This window comes from Pseudoalteromonas sp. TB51, assembly GCF_000498055.1.
Classification (GTDB): Bacteria; Pseudomonadota; Gammaproteobacteria; order Enterobacterales; family Alteromonadaceae; genus Pseudoalteromonas; species Pseudoalteromonas atlantica.
This window is the reverse complement of record NZ_AUTO01000359.1, coordinates 1-3763: the sequence shown is the minus strand read 5'-3', so window position 1 is coordinate 3763 and position 3763 is coordinate 1. Positions and strand designations below refer to the sequence as shown.

Sequence of the window (3763 nt, the reverse complement as noted above, 5' to 3'; positions counted from 1 at the left end):
GGTTCAATAACAAGGCAATAATTTAGATATGTAGTGTTTCCTACATAAAAAATTATTAACGCTGTTAGTAAGTAGTATTGCCTTAAAAGCGCAGGTAAACGGTTCAATAACAAGGCAATAATTTAGATATGTAGTGTTTCCTACATAAAAAATTATTAACGCTGTTAGTAAGTAGTATTGCCTTAAAAGCGCAGGTAAACGGTTCAATAACAAGGCAATAATTTAGATGTGTAGTGTTTCCTACATAAAAAATTATTAACGCTGTTAGTGAGCCGTTTAACCAGCTTTCAACTTAGAATGAGTAGCTGTAGCCCAACTGTAGGGTACGAGGCTTACCTGGTTGAATACCGCCATTAGCACGATTAGCAATGTAGGTTTTATCAAACAAGTTATCAACGCTTAAGTATACTTTTTGATTGTCGTCGATGCGGTATTTAGCGGCTAAATCCCATACCACACGGCTATTAATAGCATTTAAGCCAGAGTCGGTTAAATCTGCATGTGAGTCAGATACATAGCGCAGTTGGCTGTGTACAACAAATGCTGATAATTCAGCACCCATAGAGAGTGCTACTTGGTTTTTTGGCACGTAAGGCATAGCGTCGCCTTTTTCTACTGTGCCCCAAATTTCTGAATCAAAAGTGTTTTTAAATTCAGAATCGGTGTAGGTGTAAGTTAGCTTAACCGGGAACATAACAGTATCGGTGTTAAAAGTATGGCCTGCACTAAATTCAACGCCAGAAACAGCTACTTCACCATAGTTATATTGATCGCCAATGTTCTCATCGCTACACCCTACAGCGGCAGTACAATTACCGTGCATGTTGTCGTAATCAGAATAAAACGCAATAATTTCACCATTAATACCGCTTACGTTATAGCGTGAACCAAATTCAATATTTACACTTTTTTCTTCTTCTTGGTCGGCATTACCCGGCGCGGCTGGTGCATAACCTTGTTGAATACCAGCAAGTAGAGTGATGTTGTCGTTTACTGTGTAAGTTGCACCGAGTGACGGCACTAAAATATCAGTGTCGTTCGACACATTTTTAGTTAAACCATTGCTGCGTTTAGGATCCGACTTTGCCCACTCTTCACGGGTAATCGTAATGTCTTCGAAGCGCAGGCCAGCACTGATCACTAATGCATCTAGCGTCCATTCGTCTTGAATAAATAAAGTACGTGCAGTGGCACTATCTACGCGGTTACTGTCTGAGCCCGGAACTCCGCGCTCTGTCAGTGTCATGCTTAAGTCTTGATTAAGCGTGTACTCGTCTTGCCACTGAAAGCGATCCATTTCGTCTTCATGGTAACGCATACCCACAGTTATATAGTGATTGCCAGCAGGAATATGCAGCTCAGACTGAATACCTTTAGCTTGGTAGTCGCGGTTATTTGCTTTTATAGCAATGCCTTCAATACCTTGTGCGGTAGGGTTGGCTTCAAATTCGCTGTACTGCTCAAGGTAGCTTTCGCTTACTTTACTGGCTTTATACCAGTTACGATGAAAGTCGTTTAAATATGCCGTAGCAAGTAGTTCGTAACCTGCACCAAAGCGATATGCATAGTTAAGTTGATAAGCATTGTGACGGGTATTCATTTCATCATTTTGCGATGCCGCATAACGACGGTATGGCGTTGCTTGGTAATCGGCATCGGTTAAGCCCATGTAAGTTTCGTCTGATGTTTCGTCTGAATACTTAATTTTTAGCTCAAGGTTATGCGCGTCATTTTTACCAAATGTATGGCCTAACTTTAATAGTAAGTCAGTTTTTTCAAAGCCGGTGTTGTCATCGCCAACTGGCAGGTCTTTAAAACCATCTGCGCCGTAGGTAAATACTTCAATTAAACCCGCGGTATTGTTTTTTTCTTTGGCAAAATAAGCATGGCCTTTATAGTAGCCATCGCTACCTAAGGCAGCATCAAGCATACCTGTTGAGCTATTAGGCTCGGTTGGTAAGCTGCGCGATAATAAGTTTAAAACGCCGCCTGTAGTACGTGGACCATATTTAACCGATGCAGCACCTTTTAATACTTCAATAGACTCCATGCGGCCCATAGTAGGGAAGTAATAAGCCGAAGGAGCCGAGTAAGGCGCAGGTGCTACAAGTACACCATCTTCCATTACTGATATTTTGTCGTTACGACCAGTGCCAGTTCCGCGCATACCTATATTAGGGCGCAGGCCGTAGCCGTCTTCTTCTTGTACGTAAACACCAGGTACAGAGGCTAAAACACGAGAAATGTCGGTAAATTCAAATTTTTGCAGCTCAGCATCCGAAATAAACGTTGCAGAGCCCGGAATATCGTTAATAGCTTGTTGTGAGCCTATAACTGTAATTTGTTCAAAGTTACGCTCTACCTTACCCATATCTTTTGCCATTGCAGTTGCACTAATAGACAAGGCAACCGCAGTTGCAAGGGTAGATACTAAAAACTTATGTGCCATTGAGACTATCCTAAATTGGGTCAATTAACTAAATTGGCGCAATTTAAACACGTTAACGAATGAGAATCAATGTTATTCAGCGTTTACGTGTGTAAGTTTTTATAACTAAAAATCTTCATATCACGGCAAGATCATTATAAATTGAACTTATAGAGCAAGTAGTGATCAGATCAAGGCATAATAATTACTTGGTCGCATAAATATGAGCACTACTTTTCTGAAACATTTTAATTCAATTACAGATCCTCGCATTGAACGTTGTAAAAAGCATGAACTTATCGATATTCTTCTCCTTGCTATTAGCGCTGTACTCTCTGGTGCAGAAGGATGGGAAGATATTGAAGACTTTGGGCACCTAAAGCTTGATTGGTTAAAAAAATACGGTACGTTCAACGCAGGAATTCCAAAACATGACACGATTGCTCGCGTCATGTGTCGGTTAAAAGCAAATGAAATAGAAAGGGCATTTCAATCTTGGATATCATCACTGATTGAAACCACAGGTGCAGATATCATCGCTATCGATGGCAAAACCGCACGACGTTCATTTACCACAAAAGACAGAAAAAGTGCCTTACACACGGTCAGTGCATGGAGTTGCCAACACCAGTTAGTGCTTGGGCAGACGGCTGTTGATAATAAAACAAATGAAATCACCGCAATACCAGAATTACTCACCCTGCTCGATATTGAAAACAGTATCATTACGTTAGATGCGATGGGATGCCAACAAGAAATAGCAAAACAAATCATCCAACAAAAAGCAGATTATATTCTTGCACTTAAAGGTAATCATTCAGGCATGCAAAAGGAACTAGAAGCGTGGTGGCACAAGTGCGAGCGTGAAAGGTTAACTCAGCATAATTGTGATGAATATACCGAAATAAGCTCAGGACATGGGCGTGTTGAAACACGTACATGCCAGCAGTTACTTATAGATAAAAGCTGGTTAGGCAAGGATTATCGTTGGCCTGGCTTAACGAGTATTATTAAGGTCAGGGCTGAAGTTCATGATAAGTCGGCAGGGTCGGATACCACTGAAACACGCTGGTATATAAGTTCATTAGACTTAAATGCAGCGCAAGCACTCAATGCGGTACGCAGTCACTGGCAGGTTGAAAGCATGCATTGGATGCTTGATATGAACTTCAGAGAAGATGAATCGAGAATACGCAAACTTCAAGGGCCATTAATGTTTAATGTAATGCGAAAGATAGCCATGGCGCTTTTTAAACAAGATACATCTAAGTCAGCTAGTATGGCGAGGAAAAAGAAAATGGCAGGGCTAGACGATGATTACCGCTCAACCCTGTT

At 41.1% G+C, this 3763-nt stretch carries 2 protein-coding genes; one reads left to right on the top strand and one right to left on the bottom strand.

Going from position 1 to position 3763, the window contains the following annotated elements; translation table 11 throughout:
- Positions 1-292 precede the first annotated feature (292 nt).
- Entirely contained in the window at positions 293-2449 is a 2157-nt protein-coding gene (locus L650_RS0123010) for a TonB-dependent receptor family protein (RefSeq protein ID WP_029774544.1), read from the bottom strand.
- A 202-nt stretch (positions 2450-2651) separates the two neighbouring features.
- On the opposite strand from L650_RS0123010, the gene L650_RS0123005 reads away from it, so the two are divergent.
- A partial coding sequence (locus L650_RS0123005) for an ISAs1 family transposase (protein ID WP_029771904.1) occupies positions 2652-3763 on the top strand: 1112 nt, incomplete at its 3' end.